Source organism: Nonomuraea sp. NPDC000554, assembly GCF_040300065.1.
Taxonomy (GTDB): Bacteria; Actinomycetota; Actinomycetes; order Streptosporangiales; family Streptosporangiaceae; genus Nonomuraea.
Genome location: NZ_JBEPDC010000012.1, coordinates 123,600 through 149,176, shown reverse-complemented (window position 1 = coordinate 149,176; position 25,577 = coordinate 123,600). Strand labels below are relative to the sequence as shown.

Sequence of the window (25,577 nt, the reverse complement as noted above, 5' to 3'; positions counted from 1 at the left end):
TGACCTGGATCATTCTCGGGAATTGCCCCGCAAATAGTGCGCCGGACCTGGGTGAGTTGGCATGATTGCTCCACGACCTTCCGTTGTCTTCCCCTTACCCCCCGCACCCGTTTTGACAGTCAGAGGAACCGGCCCGTGACCCATCCGCTCACCGGTCAGCGTCCGCGCGCCGAGCTGATCGCAGAGCTCTACGACCGTCACGCCGCCGGGCTGTTCGCGTACTGCGCCGACCAGCTCGGCGACCCAGGCTCCGCGGCCGACGTGCTGGTGGCCGTCCTCGCCGCCGTCCCCGCCGCGCCGCCGCCGCGCGCCGGGCTGTACGCGTACGCCCGCCGTGAGATCCTCCGCCGGGACGTCGTCTACGCGCCTCCCCGCGTCGATCCGCTCGTCGACCCCGCCTCCGCGCTGGTGGAACGGGCGCTGCGCGAGCTGCGCCCGCACCATCGCGAGGTGCTGCTGCTCGGCGAGGTGTGCGGGCTGGACAGGGCCGAGCTGGCCTGGGTGCTCGGCGTCGCGTCCGACACGGCCGAGGAGCTGGCGACCGGCGCCACGCGCCGCTACCGGCAGGTGCTCGACTCGTCGCTGGCGGCCGTCATCGGCGTCCGCATGGCCAAGCCGGTGGCCGACGTCTACGGCGCGCTGGGGGTGGCGCCGCTGCGGGACGTGCTCGGCCGCCTGTCGTGGCCCACGCCGCCCGCCACGCTGCGCGCCCGGTTCGCCGACCCGCGCCCCACCCAGGGACGCGTGGCGCCGATGTTCGTCAAGCCGCTGTGGCCGGGGCCGCCGACGTGGCCGCTGCCGCCGGTGGGCACCGACCCGGCGACCGCCACGGGCATCTTCCCGACGGACCTGCTGGCCCCGCCGGCACCGTCGCGGACCCCCGCGCACGAGGCGACCACCGCCCCGATGCCGAAACTCCCCAGCGCCCCCACCCCCAGCCTCTTCCGCCCCGCGACCCGCTCGGCGACGGACTCCGCGCCGTTCGGAGCCCCGGCCTCCCCGCCACAGACGCACTTCGCACCGTTCGGAGCCCCGGCCTCCCCTCCGGCGACGGACTTCGCACCGTTCGGAGCCCCGGCTTCACCTCCGCAGACGGACTTCGCACCGTGGGGAGCGCTGGCTGCCCCGGCCGGTGGCCCGACGCTGGCGGCCCCCCTCCCGGCGGACGTCCTCGACGACGAGCCCGTCACCCAGCCCCAGCCCGCGATCGGGGACGTGCTCGCGCCCCAGGCATCGCCGGGTGAGGCGAGCCTGTTCACGCCCCGGCCACGGCAGAGCGAGCCGGTCTACCGGATGCCGCTACCGGCCGAGGAACCCGAGCCCGAGCCCGAACTTGAGCCCGAGCCCGTCCTCGGCGCCGAGCTGCGGCCCGGCCCCAATCGGGCGCGCGTCGTCAGGAAGGGGCCGGCGAAGCGCTGGCGCGAGGAGCGGCACCACGACTGGGCGTGGGAGGTGGCCGGGTTCCTGGTGTGCGTGGCGATCGCGATGATCGTGTTCTTCACGGTCCCCATCCACTGATCGCCCGGAACCGTCAGCCCGCCGACAGGATCAGCCCGCTGGTCGGCACCCCCGTCCCCGCGGTGACCAGCACGTTGCGCACGCCCGCCACCTGGTTCGCGGACGTGCCCCTGATCTGCCGCACCGCCTCCGCGATGCCGTTCATGCCGTGGATGTACGCCTCGCCGAGCTGCCCGCCGTGCGGGTTCACGGGCAGCCTCCCGCCCAGCTCGATGCCGCCGTCACGGATGTAGCCGGCGGCCTCTCCCCGGCCGCAGAAGCCGAGCTCCTCCAGCTGGACCAGCACGAACGGGGTGAAGTGGTCGTAGAGGATCGCGGTCTGGACGTCCTCCGGAGCCAGCCCCGACATCTCCCACAACCGCCTGCCCACCACCGACATCTCCGGCAGGCCGGTCATGTCGTCGCGGTAGTAGCTGGTCATCATCATCTGCCCCGCCCCCGCCCCCTGCGCCGCGGCCGTGACGACCGCGGGCGACCGCCGCAGGTCGCGCGCCCGCTCCACGGAGGTCACGACCAGGGCCACGGCCCCGTCGCTCTCCTGGCAGCAGTCGAGCAGGTGCAGCGGCTCCACGATCCACCTGGACTCCTGGTGCTCCTCCAGCGTGATCGGCCGCTGGTAGAACCAGGCGGCCGGGTTCGTGGCCGCGTGCCGCCGCATCGCCACCGCGACCCGTCCGAAGTCCTCGGACGTCGCCCCGAAGGCGTGCAGGTACCGCTGGGCGAACATGGCCACCCACGCGGCCGGCGTCATCAGCCCGTACGGCACGTGCCAGCTCATCTCCAGCCCCTGGGACGTCGGCTCGCCCCCGAGCCGGGCGTTCGGCTGCCCGAACCTGCGCCCGGACCGCTCGTTGAACGCCCGGTAGCAGACCACGGTGGAAGCCATCCCGGTGGCGACGGCCATCGCGGCGTGCGCCACCGTGCCGCACGCCGCGCCGCCTCCGTACTCCACGCGGGAGAAGAAGGTGAGGTCGCCCGCGCCCACCTCCCTGGCGACGGCGATCTCCTGGTTGCTGTCCTGGGTGTAGGTGACCATCCCGTCGACGTCCGACGGTGACAGCCCGGCGTCGTCGAGCGCCGCGAACACCGCCTCGGCGGCCAGCCGCAGCTCCGACCGTCCGGACTGCTTGCTGAACTCGGTGGCCCCGATGCCCGCGATGGCGGCCTCGTTCTTCAACGCACAACTCCTTCAGGCGGTGGGGAGGGTGAAGACGACCTTGCCGGTGGCGTGGTCGCCGAGGCTGACCTTGCCGCGGACCTCGGCCGTGAACACGCCCGAGTCGTGCGAGACGATCGTGCCGTCGAAGCTCAGCCGGTCGCCCGCGTACGCCGGGACGCCCAGCTTGAGGTCGATCCGCTTGACGACCGCCTCGGGGCCGGTCCAGTCGGTGACGTAGCGCTGCACGAGGCCCATGGTGGTCAGGATGTTCAGGAAGATGTCCTTGGAGCCCTGCGCCCGGGCGCCTTCGACGTCGTGGTGCACCGGGGTGAAGTCCATCGTGGCGAGCGCGGTGGCGACCACCACGGTGGGCGTCAGCTCGATCGACAGCCCGGGCAGTGCCAGGCCGACCTCGACCTGGTCTTCTGTCAGCGTCCGCATCACGGCTCCCGTGGGGCCCACATGGGCAGGGTCAGTTCGTCGTCCATCGCGCGGTACGTCACGCGCAACGGCATTCCGATGGTGATCTCGTCCGTCGGGCAGTCCACGACGTTGCCCACGATCCGTACTCCTTCCGGCAGTTCCACCACGGCCACCGCGAACGGCGTCTCGCGTCCCGGCACCGGCGGGTGGTGGTGGACGACGTAGCTGTAGAGCGTCCCCTCCCCTGCCGCCACGACGTGGCTCCTGTTGGTCGAGCGGCACGCCGGGCAGACCGGGCCCGGCGGATGGCGCAGCTCGCCGCAGTCGGCGCAGCTCTGGATGCGCAGCTCACCCTGGCGGACGCCGTCCCAGAAGAACGCGGTGTCGGCGTTGACGGCGGGATGCAGCGGGTACGGCCGCCTCTTCTCCGGGGGCTGGAACTTCAGGACGCGGAACAGCATCTCGGCGACCGGCTCGTCCGCCTCGTCGTACCAGGTGACGTTCCAGGTGGCGAAGTAGCCGACGCCCAGCGCGGTCCGCTTGGGGCCCGCCAGGTCGGTGAACCTGGTGGCGGGGGTGAGCCGCTCGCCCAGCCGCACCTCGCGGTGGTAGGTCTGCTCGCAGTTGGTCGCCACCACGCCCGTGTAGCCGTGGCCGTTGAGCGCCGCCAGCAGGTCGTCCACCGGGGAGCCGTCCTTGGCGCCCGGGTGGAGCCCCTGCATCGTCCACACCTGGATCATCGCGGGCGGGGCGACGCCCCGGTCCAGGTAGGACGGGTTGGCGTCGCCCATCGCGTCCAGCCAATGCCTGATCATGGGCGCGTTCACCGGATCGACGGCCGCGGACCCGCGCACCTCGCCGAGCGCGGCCTGCTTCGCCGCCAGCTCGCGCAGCTCCCTCTCGCTCATCGGGGCGGCCTCGGCAGGCTCAGGCCGAGCATCGCGATCAGCTCGCGCTGCACCTCGTTGACGCCGCCGCCGAACGTCAGCACCACCGCGCCCTTGGCGGCGTGGTCGGTGCGCTCGATGAGCTCGGCCGTGGCCGGGTCGGACGGGTCGCCGTAGCGGGCCAGGACGTCCCCGACGATCCTGCCGATCTCCTGCATGCGCTCGGAACCGTAGATCTTGGTGGCGGACGCGTCGGGCGCGCCCAGCCAGCCGAGGTCCATGTTCGCGGCGACCTGCCAGTTCAGCAGCTCGTTCGTACGGAAGAAGGCCCGCACCCTGCCCAGCGCGCGCCGCACGTCCGGCTCGTCCGCCAGCCCGGCGCGGCGGGCCCAGGCCAGGAAGCGGTCGTAGGTCTGGCCCAGGTTGCCGGCAGGGCCGAGCGTGACGCGCTCGTGGTTGAGCTGGTTGACGATCAGGTCCCAGCCCCTGTCCACCTCGCCGACCACCATGTTCACCGGCACCCTGACGTCGGTGTAGTAGGTGGCGTTGGTGTGGTGCCGGCCGTCCATGGTGACGATCGGCGTCCAGGAGAAGCCGGGATCGTCCGTGGAGGCGATCATCATGGTGATGCCCTTGTGCTTCTTCGCCGCCGGGTTGGTGCGCGCGGCCAGCCAGATGTACTGGGCGTAGTGCGCGCCGCTGGTGAAGATCTTCTGGCCGTTGACGACGTAGTGGTCGCCGTCGAGCACCGCGGACGTCCTGAGCGAGGCCAGGTCGGTGCCGGCCTCCGGCTCGCTGTAGCCGATCGCGAAGTGGCACTCGCCCGCCAGGATGCGGGGCAGGAACAGGTCCTTCTGCTCCTGCGTGCCGTACTGCATCAGGGTGGGGCCGACGGTCTGCACCGTGATGATCGGGTACGGCACCCCGGCCCTGGCGATCTCGTTGGCGAAGATCTGCTGCTCCAGCGGGCCGTAACCGCTGCCGCCGTACTCCTCGGGCCAGCCGAGCCCGAGCTTGCCGTCGCGGCCGAGCCTGCGGCAGTGCTCCATGTACGCCTCGCCGAACGGGTCCTCGGCGATCTTCGCGCGGTCCTCGTCCGTGAGGCACAGCTTGAAGTACTCGCGCAGCTCGTCGCGGAGCCTGCGCTGGTCGGGGGTGAGGTCGATGAGCATCAGACGAGCGCTCCGATCAGGTCGAGCTGGGCGTCGGCGCCGCCGAGCAGGTGGTTCAGGTGCTTGGCGTGGGCGAAGTAGCGGTGCAGGGGGTAGCTCACGTCCAGGCCGAGCCCGCCGTGCAGGTGCTGGCAGGTGTACAGCGCCTTGACGGCCTCTCCGACGTGGAAGGCGGCCACGGCGAGGTCCTCCTCGGCGGGGAGGCCGGCGGCCAGCCGCCAGGCGCCGGACCACATGGCCACGTCCAGTGCCCGGCCCGCGATGTAGACGTCGGCGATCTGCATGGTCACCGCCTGGAACTCGGCGAGCGCCCGGTCGAACTGCCTCCTGGTCCTGATGTACTCGGTGGTCAGCTTGAGCGCTCCGGCCAGCACGCCGCTCGCCTGCGCCGCCACACCCGCCGTGTACAACTGCCGGAGCCGGTCCACCCCCTCCGGGCCCGCCACCCGCTCGGCCGGGGTCGCCTCGAACACCAGCGTGGCGGCGGGCTCGCCGGTCGAGGTGAACTCCGCCACTTCCTGGGGGGCGGTGACCGCGAACACGCCCTGGTCGGCCGTCACCAGCACCTCGGCCTCCCGCGCGTAGGCGACGCCGCTCTTGCGGCCGGTCAGCGTCCAGCCGCCGCCGGCCCGCTCGGCCGTGGTGGCGGGCGGATCGGCCGAACCCCTGCCCGGCTCCCTGATCGCCACCGCCCCGATGTCCGCCTGCCGTGGCGTGGCGAGCGTGCTCACCAGGGTGCCCAGGGCCGGGACGGGCGCGGCGTGCGCGCCGACCTCGCGCAGCACGACCGCCATCTCCACCGGCCCCAGGCCCGCCCCGCCCGACTCCTCGGGCAGGCACACGCTCATCAGGCCCGCCTGCCTGAGCGCCTGCCACAGCTTCGGGTCGAACGGCAGGCCGCTCCTCTCGTGCGCCTCCAGCCGTTCGGGAGCCGCCTCCTTGGCGAGCAGGTCCGCGGCCAGGGTTCGCAGATCTTGCTGGGTTTCGTCCAGGTTGAAGTCCATTCAGCTCTCCAAGAGGTGTTGCCTGCCGTGCTTGACGAACTCGTCCTCGATGGCTTCGACGGCCGCGCGGTCCAGCCGCTGGAACTCCGCCGCCGCTGGACGCCACCAGGTGGGGTCGGGGCTGCGCCAGGCTTCCCTGGCGAGGAGGCGCTTGATGACCTTGTGGGAGGGGGTCTGCGGAAGGTCCGACGAGATACGGATAAATCGGGGTATGGCCTTGGGGCCGAGGTCCGTGCGGGATGTCAGGAAGGCGGCGAAGGACGCGGGGTCGAAGGGGGTGTCCAGGACGAGGGCGGCCATGACCTGGTCGCCCGCGGCGGCGTCCGGGACGGGGTAGACGGCGGCCTCCACCACGCCGGGGAACTCGCGCAGCGCCGACTCGATGGGAGCCACCGCGAGGTTCTCGCCGTCCACGCGGAGGCGTTCCGTGCCCCTGCCTGCGAAGAAGACGTAGCCGTCCGCGTCCGCGTAGGCCAGGTCGCCCGACCAGAAGGCGCCGTACCTGATCCGCTCGGCGTCCGCGTCCGGGTCGTTGTAGTAGCCGTCGAACAGGCCCAGCCCGGCCACGTTGACCAGCTCGCCGATCGCCTCGTCCGGGTTGACCAGGCGGCCCTGCTCGACGACCGCCGGAGGGCACCGGCCGCCCGTGACCGGGTCGCGGATCTCGACGCCGTCCGGAAGCCTGCCCAGCGAGCCCGGCGGGGCCGCCGGGTCCGGGGTGATCGAGACGGCCGTCTCGGTGGAGCCGAACGCGTCGACCACGCGGCAGCCGAACCGCTCGCCGAAGCGCCTGATCGCCGTGCTGCTGCCCTCGTTGCCGAAGGCGATCCTGAGCGGGTTGCGCGCGTCGTCCGGGCGTTGGGGGGTGGCCAGGACGTACGACAGGGCCTTGCCGACGTAGTGCAGGTACGTGCAGCCGTACCGCCTGAGGTCGGGCAGCAGGCCGGACGCCGAGAACCTCCTGCGCAGCACCAGCGCGGCCCCGGAAGCGACGGCTGGGGCGTAGGCCGCCATGATCGCGCCCGAGTGGAAGAGCGGCATCGTGCAGTAGACGACGTCCTCGTGCGTGAGCAGCGCCGACAGGCTCTGGCCGGGGAGCGCGATCTTGCGTTGCGTGACGCGTACCGCCCGTGGGCGTCCCGAGGTGCCGGACGTGAAGATCAGCATGACCAGCTCACCCGGGTCTCGACCGTCGCCCGGAACGCCTCTCGGCGGCCCTGGCGACGGTGCGGCGTGTCCGGTGCCAGACGCTCCCGACCCGCTGCCGCGCGCGCCCCCTTCAGCCCCGGACACGCCCGGTTCGAGGGCGGGAAGCGGCCCGGCGTCGACCTCCAGCGCCGCCGCGATCCGGCGGGCCGTCGCGCCGTAGGGGTCGGCCCAGAGGAGCAGGTCCACGTCCGTGGCGCGCGCGTCGCGGGTCAGCTCGTCGGGCGACCGGGTGGGGTTCAGGGCCACCAGCACGTGCCCGCTCAGCGCGGCGCCGCCGAGCAGAAACACCATCTCCGGGACGTTGTCGCACAACACCCCCACATGCAGCCGCCCTCCACCCTCATCCGCGCGAGCCTCTGCGCCCGCTCCCTCCGCCTCGAAGCGCGCCACGCCGGGTGCGGCGAGGACGCGCTCGCGCTCCAGCGCACGGGCGCGCGCGTCGAGCCAGGTGGCGGCGGTGCGGCAGGTCGCGACGTACTCGCGCCAGGACCACGTGAGGTCCTCGAAGAGCAGCCCGGGACGGTCGTCGTCGGCCCGGGCCGCCAGCAGGGCGGCGAGTGTGTCCACGGTCATCGCGCCTCCAGCAAGCGCTCGGTCAACCGATCCGCAAACTAGAACAGATTCTAATATGTGTCCAGCACCCACACACGGCAACAAGTCTCGATATACGGCGTTAACGCATCAGACATGGGTCTATGCAGCTCCTTTGTGACCCGCGAGTAACAAGCCGAGTTTTCGAGAAATCAGATAACGTGTTCTCATGCGCACCCCGCAGGCGACGATCGCCGCGCCCCCCAGCGACACCGAGGGGACCATGGAGAACCACCCAACGTCCGGCGGTCACAGCGTCCGCACGCGCAGCCAGCACCAGCGGCGCAAGCGCATCGTCCAGGCCGCGGCGGCCCTCGCCTCGCGAGGCGGCGTCGAGGCGATGCAGATGCGCACGGTGGCCGAGCGGGCAGGCGTCGCGCTCGGCACCCTCTACCGGTACTTCCCGTCGAAGATGGACCTCGTCGTGGCCGTCGTCGGCGAAGAGATCGACCTCCTCGAAAGCAGCATCGAACGCCGCCCGCCCGGCGCGTCCACCCCGGCGGGGCGCGCGGTGGACGTCCTGATGCGCGCCACCCGCGGCCTGATGCGCGAACCCGAACTGGCCGACGCACTCATCCGCTCGCTCATCATGGCCGAGGTCGACACCCCGTTCGGCGACCGCATGACCGGCCTGCTGCTCCGCGTCGCCGCCGACGGCCTGACCAGCGACCAGGCGACCGACGAACAACTGGCCCTGGCGGGCTCCTTGTCGAGCGTGTGGGTCCAGGAGCTCCTGGAGATGCTCCGCGGCCGCCGCACCTACGACCAGATCCAACGCCGCATCGAAATAGCCGCCGACCGCCTCATCGCCGACCTCTAGTAGCCCTGATCGGCGCGCTCCAGGAGCCTCCGGGTCTCGCCGTTCAGCACGGTCGATCGTGGACGGAGTCTTCGGCCCGCGCTCAGAGCCGTTCGGGCAACAGGGTGAACGTGTCTGTATGCCGAGGTCGTACAACGGTGAAATGGCGGCGATCGAGTGTGGCCACCTCGGTCAGTCCAAGCCTCTCAGCCACTGCGATCACAGAGGCATCGACAGCGCCCAGCGGAAGATCGGCTTACGCCTCCACGAGCTGGCTCATCCGGTCCAGATCGTCGTTGGTGACGTCGACCAGAACGAGTCCGGTCCGGAAGGAGCTGAGAAACGCCGCTTCCGCTTTGCTTCCCTGGCGCTTTTCGATGAGCTGGCAGACCTCCGTGACGACCGTCGCGGGGACGAGAAGCGGACCCGGATGGCCCCGCAGAAGCCTGGCGCAGGATTCGTGGTGCCGATCTCGGATGTTGACCGCTGCGACCAAGGGCCCTGAATCGATGACGATCACGAAGAGTGATTGTCCTCCGAGCGCAAGATCTCTTCAGAGCGTTCCGCGAAATCCGGTTCAGCATCCAACATCCCGATGAACGGCAGATCACGAACGACAGGCTGCTCATCGAGCTGGTCACGCACGAGGCGAAGCAGGGGTGCCACCTTCTCCTCAGGGAGGCGATCCACCAGGTGGTGAAGTTCCTCGCGCATCACGCTCATGCATCGAGTGTAACCGGGCATCGCTCAGCGCACACGGCGGCGCCGCAATGCGGTGGCACCCGTGGGACGGTCCGCAAGACAGGTCGCGGTCGTCGCCGCTTCAGCGTGCGCGCATGCGCCTCACACCGCCGGTAGCCCACGCCACTGCTCGAAGGAGCTGTCCGCCTCATATGCCGAGCTGGGCACTTCCAGTTAGCTCGTGAGCAGAGCTAATACTTCAGGTATGGGCACAGTGGACCTCCCTGACGCCCTTGTGGGCGTCCTGACCGGCATCCAGCGGCTCGTGCGGCGCAGGCTGCGGCAGGGGCCGACCGGGCCGCGGTTGCGCGGCGCCCAGGTCGAGTTGCTGCGGCTGGTCGCCGCCAACCCCGGCATCGGCGTCTCGGCGGCGGCCAAGGAGCTCTTCCTGGCGGGGAACTCGGTGTCCACGCTGGTCAACCAGCTCACCGCCGCGGGGCTGCTGCGCCGCGAGACCTGCCATGACGACCGCCGCTCCGCCCGGCTGCTGGCCACCCCGGAGGCCGAGGCGCGGCTGCGGGCGTGGGAGGAGCGGCGCGCCGCGCTCGTCCGCGAGCAGGTGGAGCGGCTCAGCGAGGACGACCGGGCCGCGCTGACCGCCGCGCTCCCGGCGCTGCGCAGGCTGGCCGAGGGCCTGCACGAGGAGGTGGGGACGGCATGAGGGACGACACGCCGACGACGGGTGCCGCGGTCACCTGCACCGGCCTGCGCTACTCCTTCGGCCAGACCAGGGCCGTCGACGGGCTCGATCTGACGGTCGCCTCCGGCGAGGTGTTCGGCCTGCTCGGCCCCAACGGGGCGGGCAAGACCACGGCTATCCGCTGCGTGACCACGCTGCTGCCCGTCCCGTCTGGGATGGTGCGGGTTTTCGGGCACGACGCGGCCACCGAGCGGATGGCGGTGCGCCGCCTGCTCGGCTACGTGCCCCAGCAGCTCTCGGCGGACGCGAGCCTGACGGGACGCGAGAACGTCTCCCTGTTCGCCCGCGTCTTCGACGTCCCCAGGCGGGAGCGCGCGGCCCGGGTCGGCCAGGCGCTGGAGGCGGTCGGGCTCGCCGACGCCGCCGACCGGATGGCCGGCACCTACTCCGGCGGCATGGTCCGCCGCCTCGAACTCGCCCAGGCGCTGGTCAGCGCGCCGCGCCTGCTCATGCTGGACGAGCCGACGATCGGCCTCGACCCCATCGCCCGCACCAGCGTGTGGCAGCACATCATGGCGGTGCGCGCCACCACCGGGATGACCGTCCTGGTCACCACGCACTACATGGACGAGGCCGACCAGTACTGCGACCGGGTCGCGCTCATGCACCAGGGACGCGTCCGGGCGCTCGGCACCCCGGAGCGGCTCACCGCGGACCTGCGCGACCGCCGCGCCGACGGCTCGTCCCCGACGCTGGAGGAGGTCTTCCGCGACGTCGCCGGCAGCGGCCTCGACGAAGGAGGAGGGGAGTTCCGCGATGTCCGCCGTACCCGCGACACCGCCTCACGCGTCGGCTGACGGGACCGGCGCCGGCAACCTCGGCCTGCTGCTCGTTCCGCCGCGTGCCCGCACGGGGTGGCGCGTGCTGCCCGCCAGGGTCACCGCGATGTGCGTCGTGGAGCTGCAGAAGCTGCGCCACGACCGCACCGAGCTGTACACCCGCGCGGTCCAGCCGGCCCTGTGGCTGCTGATCTTCGGCGAGACGTTCACCCGCATCAAGGTGATCCCGTCCGGCGGCATCCCGTACCTGGACTATCTGGCCCCCGGGATCATCGCCCAGTCCACCATGTTCATCGCCATCTTCTACGGCATCCAGATCATCTGGGAGCGCGACTCGGGGGTCCTGACCAAGCTCCTGGTCACGCCGACCCCGCGAGCCGCGCTGGTCACCGGCAAGGCGTTCGCCGCCGGGGTGAAGGCGATGATCCAGGCGGTGGTCGTGGTGCTCATCGCCGCGCCGTCGCGGCCACGGCGATCGGCATCACGGCGGCGTCCGGGCTGCTGGGACGGCTGGCGCGGTGACCCGCCCGGGTCGGGCGGGTTCGCGTTTCCGGAGCCCTGCGGCTCAGGTGAAGAAGGCGCGCAGTTCCCGGGCCACCCGCTCCGGATCTCCGCCTCTGGCGGCGTTCCACGGGCCCGCGTGGCCGAGCCCCGGTAACTCCACGCGGCGGGCGTGCGGCAGGACCTTCTCCAGCGCGTCCACCGCGGCCTTCTGGAAGGCCGGGCTCTTCGCGCCGTTGAGCAGGAGCACCTCGGTTTCCAGGTCGCGGAAGCTGTCCAGCCTGCCGTTCATCTCCTTCAGCAGCTCGCCGTCGTAGTGCAAGGTGGGCGCGAGCTCACGCAGCGGGACGTAGCCGCCCGCGCCCTTGCGCTCCTCGCTGCGCATCAACCGGTCGGTGAGGCGTTCGAGGAGGCGGCGGGGCATGTACCTGAGCAACCGCGGGCCCATCTCGTTCTCCAGCATGGCGGTGACGAGCGCCGCCGACGTCCTGCCCTGGGCAAGCTCGCGGTCGAGGCGCGCCACCCAGGCGGTCGGCGCGGTCGACAGGGCCGGCTCGTAGATGGCCGCCTTGCGGATCCCCGGCCGGGTGCGCGTGGCTTCGAGCGCGATGAGGCCGCCGGTGCTCAGGCCGAACAGGTAGGGGGCGCCGGTCGCCGAGATGACGGCGGCCAGGTCCTCGACGTCGTCGCGGATGGAGTGGCCGTCGCGGTACGGGCCGCTCAGGCCGCGTCCGCGGCGGTCGGGCAGGTACACGGTGAAGGCGTCGGCCAGCGCCCTGGCCTGCTCGACGTGGTTGTAGCCGGACCCCATGCCGCCGTGGGCGATCACCAGGCCGGGGCCCTGGCCCAGGCGGAGGTAGCCGATGGTCGTGCCGTCGGCTGAGGTCACCGAGGTCGTCGTGGTCATGGATCTCCCCAAGAGTTCATGCCGAGCCGGGGGTGGCTCGGCAGGTGGACGCGGCCCGTGGGGGGATGCCCGGCTATTCTTCGGTTGCCGCCTTGCGGCCGGGTCCCCTCGCGGTTCGCGGTTGGAAGGTGAAGGCTCCGGCAGGGTGTTCCCGCACCCGGCCGGAGCCCGTTCTCAGTCGGTGTCGCCGCCCCTTTCCGCTATCTCGGAGATCTCCGGCGGCACGTGGCCCGTCTCGTGGTAGTCCCGCCACAGCCCGAGGCCCGGGAACGTCCCCGACGTCAGCTCCTCCAGGAGCGAGCGGACCCAGGCCGCCTCCGCCTCGCGCATGGCCACCTCGTACTCGTCCTCGATCAGGAACAGGCGCGGAACCTCCCGCAGATAGCCCGCCAGCGCCTCGCGCTGGTCGGCGAGCCGGGCCTCCATCACTTCCAGCCGCCGCTGGAGCAGCGTGACGACCTCGTCGGGCGCCAGCACGCTGATCACCGACAGCGCGGCCTTGAACCTCGGCAGCTCCTGCTCGGGGGTGACGATGAGCTCCCGCTCCCAGTCGGCCAGCTCCTGCCGCCCGGCCTCGGTGAGCCGGTAGATCGTCCGCTCGGGACGGCCGCCCTGCCGGCTGCTCTCGGCGACCTCCACGAGGCCGTGCTTGGCCAGGCTGTGCACGACCGAGTAGAGCGAGCCCCACTTGATCTTCATGTCCGTGCCCTTGCCGTGGGCGCGGAGCAGCGAGGCCATCTCGTACGGGTGCATCGGCCGCTGGACGAGCGCGGCCAGCACCGCGAGCGCCATCAGGTTGCCCACTCTCCGCCGCTTCGCCACACCCGCTCCTCGAATCCGAATACTCGATTTCGAATATACGCCAGATCCGTCGGGTGCGCGCGCTCAGGCACCGCAGAGGTTGAGAGCGGCGCGGACGAGCGCCTCCATCGCCCGCACGCCCGCGCAGGACGTGGCGAGCATGCGGTAAAGCAACCAGATCAGCAGCCTCGGCCGGTCACCGACCACGAGCCGGGGCTGTGGTGTATCGCGGGCAGCGTGGCTCGGTCAGCGCCCGGCACCAGGAGGGCGTGGCCGCCTCCGGGCGCGCGAACCAGACGTCGGCACGACGGCGAGCCCTGCCCTCCCACGAGACGGCCTGCCACCGCCCGACTCAGAACTGCAGTTCAGACCAGTCGATCACGATGGGGATCGGGTTGGCGACGTTGGGAGCGTCGCCGGATTCGTCCTTCATGAAGGTGCCTGTGTGCTTGTAGAGCATTGATGCCCGATCCAACCGGTAGCGTTCGACGATCGACACGCCGGTACGGTCGAGGCGGACGATCCAGTAGTGCGGAACACCGGCCTTGGCGTACTCACCGAGCTTGTCGGTCGTGTCCTGGGTCTCCGATCTGGGACACGATCTCCACGACAAGCAGGGCGTGTTCGGCTCTGAGCCGTTCGTCCCGCTCGCGGTTCAGGCACCGGTAGAGCACGACGTCCGGACGCCGGTTGAGCAGCGGCACGTCTCTCAGCCGGAGGTCCACGTCGCTGTTCACGGTGAGGCACTCGTGGCCCTGGCCCATCGCGGTACGGGCATGGCGCTCCAGCATGTTGGCCAGCCGTCGCCCTGCCGTCTGATGGTCGGGGGTGGGAGTCGCGCAGTACGCCACATAGCCATCGACGATCTCGATGGCTTTCGCGATCTCCTCAGGAAGGGCGTCGTACTCCTCCGCGGTGACACGCGCAGGCTGTGGACGGATGCTGAGGAGCCAACTGTCGTCGGGCAAGCCTGTCATGCGGCTTCTCCTCGGCATCGTCACTCAATGAGCCAAGACTACGGTCTGCCGTGGCGTCGTCATGAGTATCGCTGAGCTGAGGTGTGAGGCCCGCGCGCGGCTGAAACCACCCGGCGTCCAAGCGTGCGGAGGGCGTGGGGTGAGACGCCCAGGGCGGTGTGGAGGTGCTGGCGCAGGGACGCGGCCGCGCCGAAGCCGGAGTGCTCCAGAGGCGTTCGCCTCCGCCGGCCCGGCGGCGAGGATGTTCCGGGCCGCGTTGACGTCCCGCTCGACCAACTGCGCCACGCACACGAGCTACTACACTCAGTAAAGCTGAAGGAGTTTCGATGAAGATGCGCGCGATCAGCCAGGACGCCCTGGGCGGCCCTGAGGTGCTGAAGCTGGTGGAGGTGGACAGGCCGCAGCCGGGCCCCACCGAGGTGCTGGTGCGGGTGCTCGCGGCGGGGGTGAACCCGACCGACTGGAAGACCCGGGCGAGCGGCGGGCTGCTCCGCACTCCCCCGCCGTTCACGCTCGGCTGGGACGTCTCGGGCGTCGTGGAGGCCGTCGGTCTCGGGACGACCCTGTACAAGCCGGGCGACGAGGTCTTCGGCATGCTCCGCTACCCGCAGGGCAACGGCGCCTACGCCGAGTACGTGTCGGCTCCGGCCAGGCACTTCGCCCGCAAGCCCGCCGGCCTCGACCACGTCCACGCGGGCGCCGTACCGCTCGCCGCCCTCACCGCCTGGCAGGCGCTGGTGGACACGGCGGGGGTGCGCGCGGGCAGCCGGGTGCTGGTCCACGCCGCGGCGGGCGGGGTCGGCCACTTCGCCGTCCAGATCGCCAAGGCCCGCGGCGCGCACGTCATCGGCACGGCCAGCGCCGCCAAGCACGACCTCCTCCGTGACCTGGGCGCGGACGAGCTCATCGACTACCGGACCGAGGACTTCACCGAGCGCGTCCGGGACGTGGACGCGGTGCTCGACACGATCGGCGGCGACTACGGCCCGCGCTCGCTGCGCACGCTGCGCGAGGGCGGCACGCTCGTCTCGCTCGCCCTCTCGCTGCTGGCGCCGGAGCTGGACCGGCAGGCGGCCGAGCAGGGTGTCCGGTCGGAGTCGATGCTGGTCGAGCCGGACCACGCCGCGATGCGCGCCCTCGCCGCCCTGACCGAGGCGGACAGGCTCCGCGTCGAGGTGGCCGCCGTCATGCCGCTGTCGGACGCGGCGAAGGCGCACGAGCTGGGCGAGTCGGGCCACACCACCGGCAAGATCGTCCTCACGGTTCCGGAGTGAGGCGCGCTCACCGCTGAAGCCTCCCGTGACCCGTCTCCTGGAACGGCCCGAACAGGATTGTCGGAGGCAGCGGCTATACAGGGGGCATGAGCGACAGGCCGTCGAACGAGGAGTTCCTGCAGCTCGCCGACCCACTGAGGCGCGAGCTGCTGGCGCACTGCTACCGCATGCTGGGCTCGGCGCACGACGCCGAGGATCTCGTCCAGGAGACCTACCTGCGCGCGTGGCGCTCGTACGAGGGGTTCGAGGGGCGTTCGTCCCTGCGTACCTGGCTCTACAGCATCGCCACCCGCGCCTGCCTGACCGCGCTCGACAGCCGGAGCAGGCGTCCGCTGCCGACGGGCCTCGGCGCGCCGGAGGCGGAGGCCACCGCGCCCGTCGTCGAGCAGCCCGAGGTGTCGTGGCTGGAGCCGGTCCCCGACGGGCTGGTGGGCGCGGGCCCGGGCGATCCGGCGTCGATCGTGACCTCGCGTGAGAGCATCAGGCTGGCGCTGGTCGCCGCCCTGCAGCACCTGCCGCCCAGGCAGCGCGCGGTCCTGATCCTGCGTGAGGTGCTGAGCTGGCGGGCCGCCGAGGTGGCCGCCGCGCTCGACATCACGACCCCCGCCGTCAACAGCATGCTGCAACGGGCCCGCGCCCGCCTGAACGAGGTGTCACCGACGCTCGACGACCGGGTCGAGCCCCTGACTCCCGACCGGCAGGCCCTGCTCGACCGCTACATGACGGCGTTCGAGAACTACGACGTCGACGCGATCGTCGAGCTGTTCACCAAGGACGCGATCTGGGAGATGCCGCCCTACCCCGGCTGGTATCAGGGTCCGGTGAACATCGGCCGGCTCATCACGACGAACTGCCCCGCCGAGAAGCCCGGCGATATGCGCCTGGTGCCTGTCGCGGCCAACGGGCAGCCGGCGTTCGCGGTGTACCTGCGCGCGGGCGCGGAGTATCACGCGTTCGCGTTGCAGGTGCTGACGCTGACGGGCGCGCGGGTCGGCCATGTCGTGATGTTCTTCGACGTCTCCCTGTTCGACGTGTTCGGCCTGCCGCGCGGCTTGCCCGCCGGGGAGGGTTCCCCAGCAAAGTAGAACGCGTTACAGTTTGCTCCGGAGCATCATTCTGGAGGCGACTGTGGGCACACCGGTGATCGTCGAAGCCGTCCGCACCCCCATCGGCAAGCGGAACGGCTGGCTGGCCGGGCTCAAGCCCCAGCAGGTGCTGGCCACCGCGCTGAACGGCCTCGTCGAGCGCGCCGGCATCGACCCGGCCATCGTCGGCCAGGTCTTCACCGGCTGCGTCACCCAGGCCGGCGAGCAGGGCGGGCACATCGGCCGGTACGCGTGGCTGTACGCGGGCCTGCCCTACCAGACGGGGGTCACCACGGTCGACGCGCAGTGCGGCTCGTCCCAGCAGGCCGTGCATCTGGCGGCGGCGATGATCAGGGCGGGCGTGATCGAGGTGGGCATCGGGTGCGGGATCGAGGTGATGAGCAGGGCGCAGCTCGGCAGCAACGTGCTGCCCGCCAGCCCGCGTCCCGATGACTGGAGCATCGACCTGCCCAGCCAGTTCACCGCCGCCGAGCGCATCGCGCAGCGGCGCGGGCTGACCCGCGAGCGGCTCGACTGGTTCGGCGCGCGCTCCCAGCGGCTCGCCGCCAAGGCGTGGGCCGACGGCCGGTTCGAGCGCGAGATCGTCCCCGTCGGCGAGGTCACCCGCGACCAGGGGCTGCGCGAGACCACCGCCGAAGGGCTGGCCGGGCTCAAACCGGTGCTCGACGACGGCCTGCACACCGCGGGCACGTCCTCGCAGATCTCGGACGGCGCCGCCGCGGTCCTGCTGATGAGCGAGGAGGCCGCCGCCCGGTACGGCCTGCGCCCCCGAGCCAGGATCGTGGCCCAGGCCCTGGTGGGCGCGGAGCCGTACTACCACCTCGACGGCCCGGTCGACGCGACGGCCAAGGTGCTCGGCTCGTCCGGGATGACCGTCGGCGACCTCGACCGGTTCGAGGTGAACGAGGCGTTCGCGTCGGTCGTGCTGTCGTGGGCGAGCGTGCACGAGCCGGACTTCGACCGGGTCAACGTCAACGGCGGCGCGATCGCGCTCGGCCACCCGGTGGGGGCCACCGGCGCGCGGCTGATCACGTCCGCGCTGCACGAGCTGGAACGCTCGGACTCGACGACCGCGCTGGTCACGATGTGCGCGGGCGGCGCGCTGGCCACGGCGACGATCCTCGAGCGGGCCGCGTGAAGCGGCCATGACGAAGACCCGGCGCAGGCCGTACGCGCAACAGCGCCCGCAGGACCTCGGCGGGGGCGTGTGGAGCGTGCCCGTGCCGATTCCGGGAAACCCCCTGGGCTACACGCTCGTCTACGCCGTCGACTCTCCCAGGGGGCCCGTCCTGGTCGACGCAGGGTGGAACCATCCCGACGCCTGGCAGGCCCTGGAGACCGGCCTGGCCGCCCTCGGCCTGGACGTGAGCGCGGTCAGCGGCGTGGTCGTCACCCACTTCCATCCCGACCACGCGGGGCTGGCGGGCCGGGTCAGGGAGGTGTCCGGCGCCTGGATCGCCATGCACGAGGCCGACGCCGCTCTGGTCAGGCTCATGCACGGGCTGGCCGAGGGCGAGCACCGGAGCTTCCAGGAGGACATGCTCAGGCGCGCGGGCGCCGATGAGGGCGACGTGGAGGCCGTCGGCGCGGGGCGTCCGCACGCGCCGGCGCCGCCCGACCGGGAACTGCGCGACGGCGACCTGGTGGACCTGCCCGGACGCAAGCTGCGCGCCGTCCACACGCCCGGGCACACGCCCGGCCACATCTGCCTGCACCTGGAGGACGCCGACCGGCTGTTCACCGGCGACCACGTCCTGCCCGACATCACCCCGCACATCGGCATCTACCCCTACGACAGGGACGATGTGGATCCCCTGGGTGACTTCCTGGACTCCCTGGACCGGGTGACCGAGCTGGGCCCCCTCGACGCACTCCCCGCCCATGAGTGGATATTTCCAGATGTGGCCGCACGGGCGGCCGAGATCCGCCACCATCACGAGGAGAAGCTCACCCGGCTCGCGGCCCTGCTGACGCGACCGCTGACCATCTGGGAGACCGCCTCGATGATGACCTGGAACAGGCCCTGGGACGAGCTGGCCCCGGTGCTGCGCGGCATGGCCGCCGGCGAGGCCGCCGCGCACCTGCGCACCCTGGAGGCGCGCGGCGAGATCGACCGCGTCCCCGGAGTCCACCCGGTGCGCTTCAAGGCCATAGACTCCTAGACATCCGATGTCTAGGGAGAAGAGCGTGGCGGTCACCGACGCGGCCATCGACAAGATCAAGCAGATGATCCTCTCGGGCGAGCTGACCCCGGGTGACAGGCTGCCCAAGGAGGCCGACCTGGCCGAACGGCTCGGCCTGTCACGCAACTCGCTGCGCGAGGCCGTACGGGCGCTGGCGCTGATCAACGTCCTCGACGTGCGGCAGGGCGACGGCACCTACGTCACCAGCCTGGAGCCGCACCTGCTGCTCGACACCATGTCGTTCGTGCTGGACCTGCACCGCGACGACACCGTCCTGCAGTTCTTCGAGGTGCGCCGCATCCTCGAACCCGCGGCCACCGCGATGGCCACCAAGCTGATGACCGACGAGGAGATCGAGGAACTTCGGGCCATCCTGGAGTCGCTGCCCGAGGAGCCCACGGTCGAGGAACTGGTCGCCAACGACCTGGACTTCCACCAGCGCATCGCCCAGGGGTCCGGCAACAGCGTGCTCTGCTCGTTCATCGAGAGCCTGTCGGGGCCCACCACCAGGGCCCGCATCTGGCGCGGCCTCACCCAGGAGGGCGCGATGGACAAGACCCGCGAGCAGCACACCGCGATCTACGAGGCCATCGCCGCCCGGCAGGCGGACGTGGCGCGCTCGTGGGCCACGGTGCACGTGGCAGGCGTGGAGTCCTGGCTGCGCAAGGCCCTCGAGTAGGGGTAGGAACCCCGGCGTGGCCGACAGACTCGAGCAGTATCGGAGCAAACGCGACGCCAGCCGCACCCCTGAGCCCGTCCCCGCCGAACCGCCCGCACCCGGCGACGGCACCGCGTTCGTGATCCAGGAGCACCACGCCCGGTCCCTGCACTGGGACCTGCGCCTGGAACGCGACGGCGTGCTGGTGTCGTGGGCGGTCCCCAAGGGCCTCCCCCAGGATCCCCGCACCAACCACCTCGCCGTCCGCACCGAGGACCACCCGATGGAGTACCTGGACTTCCACGGCGAGATCCCCAAGGGCGAGTACGGCGGCGGCACCATGACGATCTGGGACCGCGGCACGTACGAGACCGAGAAGTGGTCGGAGCGCGAGGTCAAGGTCGTCCTGCGCGGCGAGCGGGCGGCGGGCCGGTTCGTGCTCTTCCAGACGAACGGCAAGAACTGGATGATCCACCGGATGGACCCGCCGGTCGCCGACCCCTTCCCGCCTCTGGAGCCCATGCTCCCGGTCGAACGCCGGTCCCTCCCCCGCGACGTGCGCGCGCACGCCTTCGAGTTCGCCTGGGGCGGGCGCCGCCTGATGGTCCCCATCGAGGGCGGGCGCACGGACGCGGCCACGGAGCACCCCTGGCTGCGCGCGCTGGCCACGTCCTTCGGCAGCCGCACGGCGCTGCTGGACGGCGAGGTGGTCACCCTGGCGGGCGCCGAGGTACTGGTCTGCTACGACCTCCTGTACGACGACGGCCGCTCCCTGGTGGACCAGCCGTACACCGTCCGCCGGGAGGCGCTGGAGTCGCTCGGCCTGTCGTCCGCCCGCTGGCAGACCGCCCCGTCCTGGCCGGGTGAGGCCGCGCCGGTCCGGCAGGCGGCCCGCGAACAGTCACTCCCGGGCGTCATCGCCAAACGCCTCGACTCCCGCTACGAACCGGGCAGCTCGAAGGCCTGGCAGTTCATCCCCGCCTGACACGACAGCGACCAGTTCACCAGGATGTGGGTCATGCCTCCATGCCGCGTAGCAGGTTGGTGAGGCCGCCGTGGAACTCCTCGTCGGCGTCGACCAGGTGCGCGTACGCGGCGGTGGCGGCCATGTGGGGGAACTCGGTGCGCGAAAGGTCGGCGATGGCCTGCGTGCCGGCCCCCACCAGCGGCCCGAGGTGTTCGAGCTGGATCGCCCCGATGACGTAGGCGAGCAGGCAGCGCAGGGCGATGACGCGCTTGCGGCCGTCGAGGCCGGCTTCGGCGAGGATGCCGGCCACCGTCTCCGACCAGCGCAGCACGCTGATGGACCGATGCCGGTGCGCGATGACCAACGGCACGACCCACGGGTGGGCGCCCACGATGCCGCGGAGGCGGTCCACCATGATCTCGATCCGGTCGGGCCAGGAGCCGCCGGTGGCGGGGGGCGTCGTGTCGACCGTGCCGAGGACCTGCTCGACGACGAGCCGTTCGAGCTCTCCCCGATCGTCGATGTACCGGTAGAGCGCCATGGTGCTCATGCCGACCTGCTGGGCGACCGCGCGCATCGACAGCCCGGCGAGCCCGTCGCGGTCGATGACGGTGAGGGCGGCGGACGCCAACTGGTCGGGAGTGAGCGAGCGCGGACGTGGCATGACGGTTGACAGTGTACGCCATACGCCTATCATCGTAAGCGTATGCCGTACGCCTACGAGAGAGGTGTCCGATGGGTGTGTCCCGATCGGCGATCGAACCCGGGTTCCTGCTCACCCCCCGCGAGCTGACCCAGCTCTCCGGCCCTCCGGTCGCCATCCCCGACGGCGACCGGCTGATCCACCTGCAGTTCCGGCGGTTCGCCGGATGCCCGGTCTGCAACCTGCACCTGCGCTCCGTGGTGCGGCGGCACGCGGAGATCGAGGCGGCGGGCGTCCGAGAGGTCGTGGTCTTCCACTCGCACGCGGAAGAGCTGGCCGAGCACACCGCCGACCTGCCGTTCGCGGTGATCGCCGACCCGCGCAAGCGGTTGTACGCCGAGTTCGGCGTCGAGTCGGCGGCCCGCTCGCTGCTCAGCCCGCGCGCGTGGGGGCCGCTCGTCCGCGCGGTCGCGGTCAGCATGTGGAGGCTCCTGCGCGGCCAGGGGCGCGCGCCGGCGGCCGTCCCGCACGGCGGCCGGCTGGGTCTGCCCGCCGACTTCCTGATCGGGCGCGACGGCCGCGTGCTCGCCGTCAAGCACGGCGAGCACGTCTACGACCAGTGGTCGGTGGACGAGCTGCTCGACCTGGTGTCACGCGCGCCGGAACCCACGCCGGCGACCGACGACCGCGGATCCGACGCACGCTGACCCGCACGGTGTGGGCGATACTCGTCAGATGCGCATCGCCGAAATCTCCCCTGAAGATGGTGCCCTCGGGCAGGAACTGCTCGGCCTGCAGCACGCCGCGTACGCCGTCGAAGCCGAGATCATCGGCGACGACCGGATCCCGCCGCTGCACGAGACGCTGACCGAGTTGCTGGCCGAGCCCCTGCTCTGGCTGGGCGCGGTCGACGACGACAACCGGTTGGTAGGAGCCGTGGCCTGGGAGGAGACCCCGGGCGAGGTGGACGTCAACCGCCTCGTGGTGCACCCGGGCGCGCACCGGCGCGGCATCGGCCGGGCCCTGGTCAAGGAGGTCATGGCCCGGGCGGGCGGGCGCGGGGTCGTGGTGTCCACGGGTCGCGCCAACGGTCCCGCCCGGACGCTGTACGAGCGGCTGGGGTTCACGCTGCGAGGCGAGGTCGAGGTGATCCCCGGATTGTGGATCGTGAACTACGCGTTCCCCGGCTGAGGCAGCAGCCCCTCCGACTCCAGCTCGGCCCAGAGCGCGTCGGGCACCGGACGTCCCCAGAGTTCGGCGTTGGCCCTGACCTCCTCAGGTGACCGGGCGCCCAGGACGATCGAGGCGACCGCCGGGTGCCGCAACGGGAAGGCCATCGCCGCCTGCGGCAGGACGACGCCGTGCGCCTCGCAGATCTTCGCCATCCGCCTGGCCCGGTCGAGGACGGCCTCGGGCGCGGGCAGGTAGTCGTACGTCCCCGACGGCTGGGGCGTGGCCAGCAGGCCACTGTTGAAGACACCCGCCGCGAGGACCTGCACCCCCCGCGCCTCGCAGGCGTCCAGCAGCGGCAGCCCCGACTGGTCGAGCAGGGTGTACCGCCCGGCGAGCATGACCACGTCGAGGTCGGTCTCCTGGACGAACCGCAGCGGCGCCTGCCACTGGTTCATCCCGACGCCGACGGCCTTGACCACGCCCTGCGAGCGCAGCTCCGCCAGCGCCGGGTACGCCTCGGTCAGCGCCTGGTCGAGGTGGTCGTCGGGGTCGTGGATGAGGACGATGTCCACGTGCGGCAGACCGAGCCGCGTCAGGGACTCCTCCAGGGACCTCAGGACTCCGTCGCGGGAGAAGTCCCACACCCGCTCCAGCGAGGCGGGCACGTCGAAGCCCTGGTCGTCGCGGCCTGACCGGGCCGAGGGGACGAGCAGGCGGCCGACCTTGGTCGACAGGACGTAACCCGAGCGCCCGGCGAGCGCCGCGCCCAGGCGGCGCTCCGACAGCCCGACGCCGTAGTGCGGCGCGGTGTCGAACAGCCGGATGCCGCTCGACCAGGCGGCGTCGACCGTCGCGCGGGCCTGCTCGTCGCTGACCTCCTGGTACAGCCCGGCGATCGGCGCGGCGCCGAAACCGTGTTGGGGAAGCGCGAGCCGTGCCATCAGTCCTGTGCCTTTCCGCCGGCGATGCGGCTGATCATGAGGGCGATCAGGATGATTCCGCCGTAGACGACCGGCTGCCAGAAGCCCGACACGCCCTTGAGCGTGAGCAGGTTCTGCACCAGGCCGATCACCAGCACACCGGTGAGCGCGCCGAGGATCGTGCCCTTGCCGCCGTCCATGCTGACGCCGCCGATGACGGCGGCGGCGAACACCATGAAGATCCAGCCCACGCCCTGGTTCGAGCCGATCGCGCCGAGACGTCCGGTCTCCAGGATGCCGGCGAGCGCCGCCAGCGTGCCGCCCAGGATGAACACGCCCCACAGCACCCGGTCCACCCGGATGCCGGCGGCGCGGGCCGCGTCGGCGTTGCCGCCGATCGCGTAGAGCGAGCGGCCGACCCTGAAGTAGGCCAGGCCGACGATGCCCGCCATGAACAGCAGGCCCGCGATCCAGATGGCCGCGGGCAGGCCCAGCCAGGTGGCGCTGCCGAGGTAGAGGATCGAGTCGGGGAGCTGGAAGAGCGTCTTGCCCTCGGTCGGGCCGAGCTGGAGGCCGTGCACGATGATCAGCATCGCCAGCGTGACGATGAACGCCGAGAGCTGGAACTTGATGATCAGGAATCCGTTGAAGGCCCCGATCGCCGCCCCGACGAGCAGGCAGAGCGGGATCACCAGGGCGCCGGGCAGGCCCAGGCCGAAGCCGCCCGCCGAGGCCGGGATCACCAGCATCACGGCGATCGCCGGGGCCATGCCGACCGTCGACTCCAGCGACAGGTCGAACTTGCCGGAGATCAGGATCAGCGACTCGGCCAGCACCAGCAGCGAGATCGACGCCTGCTGTTGCAGCACGTTCGTCAGGTTGCCGGGGGTCAGGAAGACGGGGTCCAGGAACGCGCCCACGATGAGCAGGAGCACGATGACCGGGACCAGCGTGAGGTCCCGGAACCTGGCGAGCCGCACCCGATGGGTGGGTGGCGCAGTCAGAGTGGTCAATCTTCTATGCCTTCCATCACGGCCACGAGCTCGTGGTCGGTCCAGCCACGGGGCACGTCCCTGACGACCCGGCCGTGGAACATCACCAGCACCCGGTCGCAGATGCGCAGGTCGTCCAGCTCGTCGGAGACCAGGACGGCGCCCGCGCCCCGCTCGACGGCGTCCTCGACGGCGCCGAGGAGCGCCTGCTTGGCCTTGACGTCCACACCCGCGGTCGGGTTGATCACCACCAGCGCGGACGGGTCGTCGACCAGCGCCCGCGCGAACACCACCTTCTGGGCGTTGCCGCCCGACAGGTCGGCGACGGGCTGGTCGGGCCCTTCCGTCTTGATGTCCAGGCTGCCGATCATCTGGACGGCCTTCGCCCGCCGCCGGGCCGGTGAGACCACGCCGAAGCGGCCGAGCTTGCCCGCGATCGGCAGCGTGGCGTTCTCGCCGACCGACAGCAGGGGGACGAAGCCCTCGTGGTGCCGGTCCTCCGGGACGAACCCGAGGCCGGCCTTGAGCGCGGCGGGCACACTGCCCGGCTTCACCTGGACGCCGTCGACGGTGACCGTGCCCGAGTCGGCCCTGCGGAGGCCGACCAGGGTTTCGGCGAGGCCGACCTTGCCGCTGCTGCCGGATCCGGCCAGGCCCACGATCTCGCCGGATCTGACGGCGAGGTCCACGTCCTGGTAGCGGCCGGCCAGGGAGAGCCCGGCCGACGACAGCACGACCCTGTCGGCCGCCGTCCTGAGCCTGGCCTGGTAGGCCACGGTGGCCTCGCCCGTCATCGCCGCGACCAGCTGGTCGTGCGGCAGCTCGGCCACCGGCCTGGTCACCACGTGCCGCGCGTCGCGGTAGACCGTGACGCTCTGGCAGATCTCGTACACCTCGTCCAGGTGGTGCGAGATGTAGAGCATCGTCACGCCCTGCTCGCGCAGCGCCCGCATGCGGGTGAAGAGCCGCTCGATGGCCTGGCCGTCGAGGCGGGCGGTCGGCTCGTCCAGGATGATGAAGCGGGCGCCGAACGACAGCGCGCGGGCGATCTCCACCAGCTGGCGCTGCTCGACGCCCAGGTCGCCGGCGAGCGCGGCGGCGTCGACGTCCACCTCGTAGGTGTCGAGCAGCTCGCGGGCGCGCGCCCGGAGCGCCCGCCAGTTGATCGGCCCGCCGGTCGTCTGGCGGTTCAGGAACAGGTTCTCGGCGACCGTCAGCGCCGGGATGATCGTCGACTTCTGGTAGACGCAGGCGACGCGCTGCCGCCACGCGTCGCGGTCCGCGAGGGCGGGCGCCGCCTCTCCGGAGAACAGCACCTCGCCCTCGTCCGGACGCTGGAGCCCGGTGAGGATCGACACCAGGGTGGACTTGCCCGCGCCGTTCCTGCCGACGAGCGCGTGGGTCTCCCCTTCGGCGATCCCGATGCCCGCGCGGTTCAGCGCCGTGGTCGGGCCAAAGCGCTTCACCACATCGCGGGCTTCAACGTGAAATTT

The 25,577-nt window shown here is 71.6% G+C and carries 30 protein-coding genes; 13 read left to right on the top strand and 17 right to left on the bottom strand.

The features are described 5' to 3' along the window. The first annotated feature begins 135 nt into the window (after positions 1-135). Positions 136-1,518, top strand: a complete 1,383-nt coding sequence (locus tag ABT294_RS23395; RefSeq protein ID WP_350808355.1) for a hypothetical protein — start codon at positions 136-138, stop codon at positions 1,516-1,518. Between the two features lie 13 nt (positions 1,519-1,531). Here ABT294_RS23395 and ABT294_RS23390 read toward each other — a convergent pair whose 3' ends face one another. Genes ABT294_RS23390 through ABT294_RS23365 form a run of 6 tightly spaced genes read right to left on the bottom strand, consistent with a single transcriptional unit; the run spans position 1,532 to position 7,945 of the window. Further along, positions 1,532-2,695, bottom strand: coding sequence for a lipid-transfer protein (locus tag ABT294_RS23390; RefSeq protein ID WP_350808354.1), 1,164 nt, complete (start codon positions 2,693-2,695; stop codon positions 1,532-1,534). Between the two features lie 12 nt (positions 2,696-2,707). Continuing rightward, on the bottom strand, positions 2,708-3,118 hold the full coding sequence (locus tag ABT294_RS23385) for a MaoC/PaaZ C-terminal domain-containing protein (RefSeq protein ID WP_350808353.1): 411 nt from the start codon (positions 3,116-3,118) through the stop codon (positions 2,708-2,710). Then, positions 3,118-4,008, bottom strand: coding sequence for a bifunctional MaoC family dehydratase N-terminal/OB-fold nucleic acid binding domain-containing protein (locus ABT294_RS23380; RefSeq protein ID WP_350808352.1), 891 nt, complete (start codon positions 4,006-4,008; stop codon positions 3,118-3,120). Before ABT294_RS23380 ends, ABT294_RS23385 begins: the two co-directional genes overlap by 1 nt. Beyond that, positions 4,005-5,159: an acyl-CoA dehydrogenase family protein gene (locus ABT294_RS23375; RefSeq protein ID WP_350808351.1), complete on the bottom strand. Its 1,155-nt coding sequence runs from the start codon at positions 5,157-5,159 to the stop codon at positions 4,005-4,007. The genes ABT294_RS23380 and ABT294_RS23375 overlap by 4 nt, the downstream gene beginning before the upstream one ends. Next, on the bottom strand, positions 5,159-6,163 hold the full coding sequence (locus ABT294_RS23370; RefSeq protein ID WP_350808350.1) for an acyl-CoA dehydrogenase family protein: 1,005 nt from the start codon (positions 6,161-6,163) through the stop codon (positions 5,159-5,161). Before ABT294_RS23370 ends, ABT294_RS23375 begins: the two co-directional genes overlap by 1 nt. Further along, complete coding sequence (locus tag ABT294_RS23365) at positions 6,164-7,945, bottom strand: AMP-binding protein (protein WP_350808349.1); 1,782 nt, start codon at positions 7,943-7,945, stop codon at positions 6,164-6,166. Positions 7,946-8,132: 187 nt separating this feature from the next. Between ABT294_RS23365 and ABT294_RS23360 the strand changes: the two genes are divergently transcribed. After that, a complete protein-coding gene (locus ABT294_RS23360; RefSeq protein ID WP_502912106.1) occupies positions 8,133-8,783 on the top strand; it encodes a TetR family transcriptional regulator in 651 nt (216 codons plus the stop codon). 235 nt (positions 8,784-9,018) lie between these two features. Here ABT294_RS23360 and ABT294_RS23355 read toward each other — a convergent pair whose 3' ends face one another. Both ABT294_RS23355 and ABT294_RS23350 read right to left on the bottom strand, forming a co-directional pair. Then, entirely contained in the window at positions 9,019-9,282 is a 264-nt protein-coding gene (locus ABT294_RS23355; protein ID WP_350808348.1) for a type II toxin-antitoxin system VapC family toxin, read from the bottom strand. Further along, positions 9,279-9,485 (bottom strand): hypothetical protein, encoded by a 207-nt coding sequence (locus tag ABT294_RS23350; protein WP_350808347.1) that lies wholly within the window; start codon positions 9,483-9,485, stop codon positions 9,279-9,281. Before ABT294_RS23350 ends, ABT294_RS23355 begins: the two co-directional genes overlap by 4 nt. A 223-nt stretch (positions 9,486-9,708) precedes the next feature. Here ABT294_RS23350 and ABT294_RS23345 point away from each other — a divergent pair, with 223 nt between their 5' ends. The 3 genes from ABT294_RS23345 to ABT294_RS23335 are packed head-to-tail and all read left to right on the top strand — an operon-like array spanning position 9,709 to position 11,640. After that, positions 9,709-10,164, top strand: coding sequence for a MarR family winged helix-turn-helix transcriptional regulator (locus ABT294_RS23345; RefSeq protein ID WP_350808346.1), 456 nt, complete (start codon positions 9,709-9,711; stop codon positions 10,162-10,164). Beyond that, the gene (locus ABT294_RS23340) at positions 10,161-11,000 is read left to right on the top strand and encodes an ABC transporter ATP-binding protein (protein ID WP_350808345.1); all 840 of its coding nucleotides are present in this window, start codon (positions 10,161-10,163) and stop codon (positions 10,998-11,000) included. Before ABT294_RS23345 ends, ABT294_RS23340 begins: the two co-directional genes overlap by 4 nt. Further along, positions 10,960-11,640, top strand: coding sequence for an ABC transporter permease (locus ABT294_RS23335; RefSeq protein ID WP_350808344.1), 681 nt, complete (start codon positions 10,960-10,962; stop codon positions 11,638-11,640). The genes ABT294_RS23340 and ABT294_RS23335 overlap by 41 nt, the downstream gene beginning before the upstream one ends. Here ABT294_RS23335 and ABT294_RS23330 read toward each other — a convergent pair. The 5 genes from ABT294_RS23330 to ABT294_RS23310 all read right to left on the bottom strand — a co-directional run bounded on the left by ABT294_RS23330 (position 11,548) and on the right by ABT294_RS23310 (position 14,168). Further along, on the bottom strand, positions 11,548-12,390 hold the full coding sequence (locus ABT294_RS23330) for an alpha/beta fold hydrolase (RefSeq protein ID WP_350808343.1): 843 nt from the start codon (positions 12,388-12,390) through the stop codon (positions 11,548-11,550). The two genes, ABT294_RS23335 and ABT294_RS23330, sit on opposite strands and share 93 nt — an antisense overlap. A 174-nt stretch (positions 12,391-12,564) precedes the next feature. After that, complete coding sequence (locus ABT294_RS23325; protein ID WP_350808342.1) at positions 12,565-13,212, bottom strand: PadR family transcriptional regulator; 648 nt, start codon at positions 13,210-13,212, stop codon at positions 12,565-12,567. A 63-nt stretch (positions 13,213-13,275) separates the two neighbouring features. Beyond that, a complete protein-coding gene (locus ABT294_RS23320) occupies positions 13,276-13,398 on the bottom strand; it encodes a hypothetical protein (RefSeq protein WP_350808341.1) in 123 nt (40 codons plus the stop codon). Positions 13,399-13,543: 145 nt separating this feature from the next. After that, complete coding sequence (locus ABT294_RS23315; RefSeq protein WP_350808340.1) at positions 13,544-13,690, bottom strand: hypothetical protein; 147 nt, start codon at positions 13,688-13,690, stop codon at positions 13,544-13,546. 55 nt (positions 13,691-13,745) lie between these two features. Then, positions 13,746-14,168 (bottom strand): Uma2 family endonuclease, encoded by a 423-nt coding sequence (locus ABT294_RS23310; protein ID WP_350808339.1) that lies wholly within the window; start codon positions 14,166-14,168, stop codon positions 13,746-13,748. A gap of 332 nt (positions 14,169-14,500) precedes the next feature. On the opposite strand from ABT294_RS23310, the gene ABT294_RS23305 reads away from it, so the two are divergent. From ABT294_RS23305 to ABT294_RS23280, 6 genes are all read left to right on the top strand, one after another. Continuing rightward, on the top strand, positions 14,501-15,442 hold the full coding sequence (locus ABT294_RS23305) for an NADP-dependent oxidoreductase (protein WP_350808478.1): 942 nt from the start codon (positions 14,501-14,503) through the stop codon (positions 15,440-15,442). A gap of 86 nt (positions 15,443-15,528) precedes the next feature. Further along, positions 15,529-16,527, top strand: a complete 999-nt coding sequence (locus ABT294_RS23300) for a sigma-70 family RNA polymerase sigma factor (RefSeq protein ID WP_350808338.1) — start codon at positions 15,529-15,531, stop codon at positions 16,525-16,527. 43 nt (positions 16,528-16,570) lie between these two features. Further along, a complete protein-coding gene (locus ABT294_RS23295) occupies positions 16,571-17,686 on the top strand; it encodes a steroid 3-ketoacyl-CoA thiolase (RefSeq protein WP_350808337.1) in 1,116 nt (371 codons plus the stop codon). Positions 17,687-17,693: 7 nt separating this feature from the next. After that, complete coding sequence (locus tag ABT294_RS23290) at positions 17,694-18,710, top strand: MBL fold metallo-hydrolase (protein ID WP_350808336.1); 1,017 nt, start codon at positions 17,694-17,696, stop codon at positions 18,708-18,710. A 25-nt stretch (positions 18,711-18,735) separates the two neighbouring features. Beyond that, positions 18,736-19,410 carry a FadR/GntR family transcriptional regulator gene (locus tag ABT294_RS23285; protein ID WP_350808335.1) on the top strand — a complete coding sequence of 225 codons (675 nt, stop codon included), beginning with the start codon at positions 18,736-18,738 and terminating at the stop codon, positions 19,408-19,410. 16 nt (positions 19,411-19,426) lie between these two features. After that, positions 19,427-20,374, top strand: a complete 948-nt coding sequence (locus ABT294_RS23280; RefSeq protein WP_350808334.1) for a DNA polymerase ligase N-terminal domain-containing protein — start codon at positions 19,427-19,429, stop codon at positions 20,372-20,374. Positions 20,375-20,405: 31 nt separating this feature from the next. On the opposite strand, the gene ABT294_RS23275 is transcribed toward ABT294_RS23280, so the two are convergent. Continuing rightward, complete coding sequence (locus ABT294_RS23275) at positions 20,406-21,020, bottom strand: TetR/AcrR family transcriptional regulator (RefSeq protein ID WP_350808333.1); 615 nt, start codon at positions 21,018-21,020, stop codon at positions 20,406-20,408. A gap of 71 nt (positions 21,021-21,091) precedes the next feature. Between ABT294_RS23275 and ABT294_RS23270 the strand changes: the two genes are divergently transcribed. Both ABT294_RS23270 and ABT294_RS23265 read left to right on the top strand, forming a co-directional pair. Then, positions 21,092-21,706: a peroxiredoxin-like family protein gene (locus tag ABT294_RS23270; protein ID WP_350808332.1), complete on the top strand. Its 615-nt coding sequence runs from the start codon at positions 21,092-21,094 to the stop codon at positions 21,704-21,706. A gap of 28 nt (positions 21,707-21,734) precedes the next feature. After that, a complete protein-coding gene (locus ABT294_RS23265) occupies positions 21,735-22,190 on the top strand; it encodes a GNAT family N-acetyltransferase (protein ID WP_350808331.1) in 456 nt (151 codons plus the stop codon). Here the strand turns inward: ABT294_RS23265 and ABT294_RS23260 are convergent. Genes ABT294_RS23260 through ABT294_RS23250 form a run of 3 tightly spaced genes read right to left on the bottom strand, consistent with a single transcriptional unit; the run spans position 22,172 to position 25,553 of the window. Then, on the bottom strand, positions 22,172-23,113 hold the full coding sequence (locus tag ABT294_RS23260) for an aldo/keto reductase (protein ID WP_350808330.1): 942 nt from the start codon (positions 23,111-23,113) through the stop codon (positions 22,172-22,174). The genes ABT294_RS23265 and ABT294_RS23260 overlap by 19 nt on opposite strands. Continuing rightward, complete coding sequence (locus ABT294_RS23255; protein ID WP_350808329.1) at positions 23,113-24,105, bottom strand: ABC transporter permease; 993 nt, start codon at positions 24,103-24,105, stop codon at positions 23,113-23,115. The genes ABT294_RS23260 and ABT294_RS23255 overlap by 1 nt, the downstream gene beginning before the upstream one ends. After that, the gene (locus tag ABT294_RS23250) at positions 24,102-25,553 is read right to left on the bottom strand and encodes a sugar ABC transporter ATP-binding protein (protein WP_350808328.1); all 1,452 of its coding nucleotides are present in this window, start codon (positions 25,551-25,553) and stop codon (positions 24,102-24,104) included. The genes ABT294_RS23255 and ABT294_RS23250 overlap by 4 nt, the downstream gene beginning before the upstream one ends. Positions 25,554-25,577 lie beyond the last annotated feature (24 nt).

Coding starts and splice junctions, on each gene's coding strand:
- ABT294_RS23370 (WP_350808350.1), bottom strand. CDS start 6,163: ATGGACTTCAACCTGGACGAAACCCAGCAAGATCTGCGAACCCTGGCC.
- ABT294_RS23310 (WP_350808339.1), bottom strand. CDS start 14,168: ATGACAGGCTTGCCCGACGACAGTTGGCTCCTCAGCATCCGTCCACAG.
- ABT294_RS23290 (WP_350808336.1), top strand. CDS start 17,694: ATGACGAAGACCCGGCGCAGGCCGTACGCGCAACAGCGCCCGCAGGAC.
- ABT294_RS23330 (WP_350808343.1), bottom strand. CDS start 12,390: ATGACCACGACGACCTCGGTGACCTCAGCCGACGGCACGACCATCGGC.
- ABT294_RS23365 (WP_350808349.1), bottom strand. CDS start 7,945: ATGACCGTGGACACACTCGCCGCCCTGCTGGCGGCCCGGGCCGACGAC.
- ABT294_RS23350 (WP_350808347.1), bottom strand. CDS start 9,485: ATGAGCGTGATGCGCGAGGAACTTCACCACCTGGTGGATCGCCTCCCT.
- ABT294_RS23345 (WP_350808346.1), top strand. CDS start 9,709: ATGGGCACAGTGGACCTCCCTGACGCCCTTGTGGGCGTCCTGACCGGC.
- ABT294_RS23305 (WP_350808478.1), top strand. CDS start 14,501: ATGCGCGCGATCAGCCAGGACGCCCTGGGCGGCCCTGAGGTGCTGAAG.
- ABT294_RS23380 (WP_350808352.1), bottom strand. CDS start 4,008: ATGAGCGAGAGGGAGCTGCGCGAGCTGGCGGCGAAGCAGGCCGCGCTC.
- ABT294_RS23340 (WP_350808345.1), top strand. CDS start 10,161: ATGAGGGACGACACGCCGACGACGGGTGCCGCGGTCACCTGCACCGGC.
- ABT294_RS23360 (WP_502912106.1), top strand. CDS start 8,133: ATGCGCACCCCGCAGGCGACGATCGCCGCGCCCCCCAGCGACACCGAG.
- ABT294_RS23260 (WP_350808330.1), bottom strand. CDS start 23,113: ATGGCACGGCTCGCGCTTCCCCAACACGGTTTCGGCGCCGCGCCGATC.
- ABT294_RS23275 (WP_350808333.1), bottom strand. CDS start 21,020: ATGCCACGTCCGCGCTCGCTCACTCCCGACCAGTTGGCGTCCGCCGCC.
- ABT294_RS23375 (WP_350808351.1), bottom strand. CDS start 5,159: ATGCTCATCGACCTCACCCCCGACCAGCGCAGGCTCCGCGACGAGCTG.
- ABT294_RS23300 (WP_350808338.1), top strand. CDS start 15,529: ATGAGCGACAGGCCGTCGAACGAGGAGTTCCTGCAGCTCGCCGACCCA.
- ABT294_RS23270 (WP_350808332.1), top strand. CDS start 21,092: ATGGGTGTGTCCCGATCGGCGATCGAACCCGGGTTCCTGCTCACCCCC.
- ABT294_RS23265 (WP_350808331.1), top strand. CDS start 21,735: ATGCGCATCGCCGAAATCTCCCCTGAAGATGGTGCCCTCGGGCAGGAA.
- ABT294_RS23335 (WP_350808344.1), top strand. CDS start 10,960: ATGTCCGCCGTACCCGCGACACCGCCTCACGCGTCGGCTGACGGGACC.
- ABT294_RS23385 (WP_350808353.1), bottom strand. CDS start 3,118: ATGCGGACGCTGACAGAAGACCAGGTCGAGGTCGGCCTGGCACTGCCC.